Origin of the sequence: Flavobacterium sp. (assembly GCF_023151265.1) — a bacterium.
In the GTDB taxonomy this organism is placed as follows: Bacteria; Bacteroidota; Bacteroidia; order Flavobacteriales; family Flavobacteriaceae; genus Flavobacterium.
Window position 1 is genome coordinate 1307 of the sequence record NZ_JAKLJH010000169.1, and the last position, 4983, is coordinate 6289.

At 33.3% G+C, this 4983-nt stretch carries 5 protein-coding genes; 2 read left to right on the top strand and 3 right to left on the bottom strand.

Annotated features, from left to right (window positions below; translation table 11 throughout):
* Nucleotides 1–56: 56 nt before the first annotated feature.
* Both L6Q46_RS12660 and L6Q46_RS12665 read left to right on the top strand, forming a co-directional pair.
* Nucleotides 57–557: a hypothetical protein gene (locus L6Q46_RS12660; protein ID WP_291284608.1), complete on the top strand. Its 501-nt coding sequence runs from the start codon at nucleotides 57–59 to the stop codon at nucleotides 555–557.
* Nucleotides 557–1171, top strand: a complete 615-nt coding sequence (locus L6Q46_RS12665; RefSeq protein ID WP_026725924.1) for a deoxynucleoside kinase — start codon at nucleotides 557–559, stop codon at nucleotides 1169–1171. The genes L6Q46_RS12660 and L6Q46_RS12665 overlap by 1 nt, the downstream gene beginning before the upstream one ends.
* A gap of 33 nt (nucleotides 1172–1204) precedes the next feature.
* Here the strand turns inward: L6Q46_RS12665 and L6Q46_RS12670 are convergent, their stop codons facing one another.
* The 3 genes from L6Q46_RS12670 to L6Q46_RS12680 all read right to left on the bottom strand — a co-directional run.
* Entirely contained in the window at nucleotides 1205–3655 is a 2451-nt protein-coding gene (locus L6Q46_RS12670; RefSeq protein WP_363315878.1) for a glycoside hydrolase family 2 protein, read from the bottom strand.
* A gap of 74 nt (nucleotides 3656–3729) precedes the next feature.
* Nucleotides 3730–4401 carry a copper homeostasis protein CutC gene (locus L6Q46_RS12675; RefSeq protein ID WP_291284610.1) on the bottom strand — a complete coding sequence of 224 codons (672 nt, stop codon included), beginning with the start codon at nucleotides 4399–4401 and terminating at the stop codon, nucleotides 3730–3732.
* Nucleotides 4401–4983 (bottom strand): isoaspartyl peptidase/L-asparaginase (locus L6Q46_RS12680; protein WP_291284611.1); only part of this gene is annotated, 583 nt, incomplete at its 5' end. The genes L6Q46_RS12680 and L6Q46_RS12675, both read right to left, overlap by 1 nt.

Sequence of the window (4983 nt, forward strand, 5' to 3'; positions counted from 1 at the left end):
TCCAAAACCCATTACAAATTGTAGTTTTTTATAAAAATTTCAACACCGTAGTACTTTTGGACAATCAATTAAACGAAATTAAAAAGATAGATTTCAATTTAAAATCAACTCCAATTACTTTAGAAGCTGTGGCTTTGTCTTCTCAAAACCAAATTTGGATTTACGATGGTATTTCGTCAAAAATTGGTTTATACAATGTAAATACAGATACTATCAAATGGATTTCTACCATGCTTGAAAATCCAATTTCATATTACGAATCCGATTACACGCATTTTTATTGGACCGATGTAAATTTGAATTTATATCGCATTTCGATTTATGGTACGATTGAAAAATTAGGAAATCTATCAAAGTTTGATGCAATTCAGTTAACAAAAAACGGCAATTCCATTTATAAAACAGATGATAAATTATATTACTACGACTTAACTTCTAAGAGTAGCAGTAAAATAGCAATTGATGAAAAAATCATTTCAAAATTTTTCTTTCGAGATGGAATTTTGTCTATTTTTACCCAAAATGAAATTACTAATTACAAAATAATTTTACCATAATGCACATAGCAGTAGCAGGAAATATTGGAGCAGGAAAAACGACACTTACTAAGTTATTAGCGAAACATTTTAAATGGGAACCGCATTTTGAAGATGTTGTAGACAACCCGTATTTGGATGATTTTTACCATCAAATGGAACGTTGGAGTTTTAATCTTCAAATTTATTTCTTAAACAGTCGTTTTCGTCAAGTATTGCAAATTCGTGAAAGTGGTAAAAACATTATTCAAGACCGAACCATTTATGAAGATGCGCATATTTTCGCACCCAATCTTCATGCAATGGGATTAATGTCGAACAGAGATTATAACAATTATACTTCTCTTTTCGAATTGATGGAAAGTTTAGTAGGTTCGCCCGATTTGTTGATTTATTTAAGAAGTTCTATTCCAAATTTAGTAAGTCAAATTCATAAAAGAGGAAGAGATTACGAAAACTCTATTTCGATTGATTATTTAAGTCGTTTGAACGAAAGATACGAAGCTTGGATTCAAACCTACAACAAAGGAAAACTAGTAATCATTGATGTAGACAATATTGATTTTGTTAACAATCCAGAGGATTTAGGAATGATTATCAATAGAATTGATGCCGAATTAAACGGATTATTTTAGATATATGAAACGCCTTAATTGAGGCGTTTTTTTTTATTTCATTGTATCAAATAACGATTTCACTTTTATCTCTTTTGCAGCTTTGGACAATTTAATAACTCGTTTTTCATTCGGCAGCAAATCAAAATAATTATCTCCAAAAAACACTTGATTTTCCGAAGACAGAAAAACATCTTTAGCTAAAACATCCGAAGAAATCTCAATCGTAACCTCGTCAATAGTTCTGATTTGAATATTTGGTTTTGATAATTTCAAATTTTTTGGTTTTTCGAAAAAGAAACTAGATTCCCAACAATTATCGTCTGAAATAAATTCCATTTTTAAATAAGAATTTTGCGTATCAAATTCCTTTAAAGAAGGAAAAGGCAATAAAATAGCTGACACATTTGAACTAGCATCTGATTTACAATACGAACTTCTCTGCCATAAAAGTTGACCGTTAAAATTTCTGATTTCAGCTTGTAATTCTCCAGCGTAATTTTGCATTCCATCATTGATAACAAAAAACTTATAAATTTCACTATCCGTTACCTCAGCTGATAAAAGCACGTTCTCAAAACTTCTCTTCGCTTGATAATGAAACGCTTTCCAATTTCCATAATAATCCAACGAACTCCAAGACGTAACCGGCCAACAATCATTGAATTGCCAATATAACGTCCCCATACAATAGGATTTTGCTCTTCGATGGGCTTCAATGGCGATTCTCATACCCCGAGCTTGTAGTAATTGGGAAACATATGCATAATCCTCGAAATCTTTTGGCACCACGTAATCGCGTTCCATGTATTCGTTGATGGTTTCGTAACCTGTTGGGTGTTTTTGATGATTTTTAAAAGCTTCGGAAGTGAAATTCAAATCTTCATTATTCATCACTTTTTGTAAGGTTTCCAAATTGGGCATACCTTGAAAACCGTATTCGCTCATAAAACGTCCTACTTTTTTCTCATAAATTTCAAAAGGCTCTTTTCCCCACCAAACGCCCCAGTAATGGGAATCGCCTTGTAATAAACTTTCTTTTCTTCCCCAACCAATCGATGGCGAAGACGACCAATAAATATTCTTTTCTTTCGGAAGCAAACTATCTAATGTCTGCGGAATCATTTCGTGAAATACTTTTTTGTAATCGTTCCAAATTTGAGTCGAATCGGCTTTGGAATAATTAAATTGTTTTTGCCAACCCCAATTGTGCCAACCTTCATCATTTTCATTATTACCACACCAAATTGCAATACTTGGGTGATTTTGCAAACGATTTACGTTATCAATAACTTCTTGTTTTACATTTTCAACAAATTTTTCATCGCCTGGATACATGGAACACGCAAACATAAAATCTTGCCAAACTAAAATTCCGTTTGCATCACAAGCTTCATAAAACGCATCATCAAAATAAACGCCACCGCCCCAAACTCGAAGCATGTTCATATTCGCTTTTTTGGCATTTTCGACTAAAGAAAAATAAGTGGAATCGAAAACTCCTGGTAAAAAACTATCAGGCGGAACCACATTAGCGCCTTTCATGAAAACCGATTTTCCATTTAACTTAAAGTAAAAACTTTTTCCAACTTGGTCTTTTTCCTGAATTAATTCGATAGTTCGCAAGCCAATATTCAGCTTTTTTGTATCTAAAAACTGATTTTTCTGACTGATTTCAACAGTGAAAGGATATAAATTCGCATCACCTAAACCGTTACACCACCACAATTTTGGATTGGTGATTTCATATTGCATTTGGATTCTGTTCTTTCCTTTTTTCAAGTTGAAAGTTTCTGATTTTTCATTGATTTTCAACTGAATTGTTTTTACTTTGGAAACGTAAATTTCGGTTATGAACTCTAAAATCGCTTTTTTATCATTCAGTTCTATTTGACTGTATTTTATATTTTCGATTTTAGCCGAATTCCAAAATTTTAATTGGACTTTTTTCCAAATTCCAGCCGTTACAAATCGCGGCCCCCAATCCCAACCGAATTGATATTGCGCTTTTCGAACAAAAACACGTTCTTTTTCGGGTAAAGTATAAGATAATTTTTTAGCTTCTTCTTTTCCTTTTTGAACAGCGGAATGAAAAATAATTTTTAAATGATTGGTTCCAATTTTCAAATGCGATTTGGCAAAAATTGTCCATTTTCGGAACATATTATCGGCTTCTAAAACTACTTTTCCGTTCAAAAAAACGGTTGCATAGGTGTCCAAACCTTCAAATTCCAAATCGATGTTTTGATTTTTTAATTCGGATTCTGACAATGTAAAATGTGTTTCATATTCCCAATTCTCATTTTCAATCCACTGCAATTGCTTTTCATTGGCTCCAAAAAATGGATCAGGAATTAATTGGTTTTGAAACAAATCGGTATGAACGGTTCCGGGAATGGATGCCTTGTGTTTTTTTACTTCGTTTTGTTTGTTGAATGTCCAGTTTTCTGATGACAAATTGCGATAGGAAGTTTGTGCTGAAACCGTACAGCAAATTAGAATCAAAAACAGGAATATTTTTTTAAACATATAAGTCATATAAGTTTTTAGAGTGGAAACTTAAAATTAAAGAAGTTCATTTAAGATTGTAGCTTTTTCTTTAGTTGGATGATTTCTTCTGGATTAGCAATTTCACTTCCATCGGTAATGGCGGATGAGTGATACCAATTCGCATTTACTATTTCATTTATTTCCGAAATATTAGTCGAACGCAATCCGCCACCGGGCATTATTTCAATGCGATTATTGGCTTGAATTACTAATTGTTTCAAAACTTCTTTTCCTTCTATCACATTTGGAAAAGTTCCAGAAGTTAGAATGGTTGAAAATCCGCAAGAAATGACATCTTCCAATGCTTTTTCGTAATTCGAAACGGCATCAAAAGCTCTGTGAAACGTACATGGAAATGGTTTTGCTAATTCCACTAAGACTTTATTTTGTTCGAGATTAATTGTTTTATCGTCCTTCAAAATTCCGAAAACAAAGCCGTTAACTCTTAATTTTTTAATGGCTTCGATTTCTGATTTCATTTGTTCGAATTCTGAATCCGAATACACAAAATTTCCTCCTCTTGGTCGAATCATTATATATAAATCGATGGTTAGATTTTCGCGAGCTTGTTGAATCGTTTCAATTGTTGGAGTTGTACCACCAACTGACATATCTGCACACAATTCTACTCTATAAGCTCCAAATTTTTGAGCAATTAGAGCAGATTCAAGGTTAAAACAAGCGATTTCTATTTTTTTCATTATTTCAAAAAGTAATTCGCATCGATTAATTTATTCCCTGTTGCATCATGAACAGCATAATTGAAACCACCTTGCACACAATACGAACCGTATTCTCCTTTTTTATTCAAGGCAATGAATCCTACTTGAATATCTTTTAGATTTTTTCCTCTATTTTGGGTTAGTTTCACAATTCGCATCACGGCTTCTTCACACGCTTTTTGTGGCGATTTTCCTTGACGCATTAATTCCACTACCAAATGACAACCTGTAATTCGAATCACTTCTTCACCATGACCTGTTGCGGTTGCCGCACCAATTTCGTTGTCCACATATAAGCCAGCTCCGATAATTGGAGAATCGCCAACTCTTCCGTGCATTTTGAAAGCCATTCCGCTAGTTGTACAAGCTCCAGATAAATTTCCTTGTGCATCTAAAGCAATCATTCCGATAGTATCGTGGTTTTCGATGTTGGCTTTTGGTAAATATTCACTGGTTTTTAGCCATTCCTTCCATTCCTTTTCGGAAGCTTCTAACAATAAATTTTCCTTTTGAAATCCTTGCGATAAAGCAAATTGTAAAGCGCCATCACCAACCAACATA

Bases quoted from the DNA above. Each gene is read 5' to 3' on its own strand.
- L6Q46_RS12665 (WP_026725924.1), top strand. From the start codon at position 557: ATGCACATAGCAGTAGCAGGAAATATTGGAGCAGGAAAAACGACACTT.
- L6Q46_RS12675 (WP_291284610.1), bottom strand. From the start codon at position 4,401: ATGAAAAAAATAGAAATCGCTTGTTTTAACCTTGAATCTGCTCTAATT.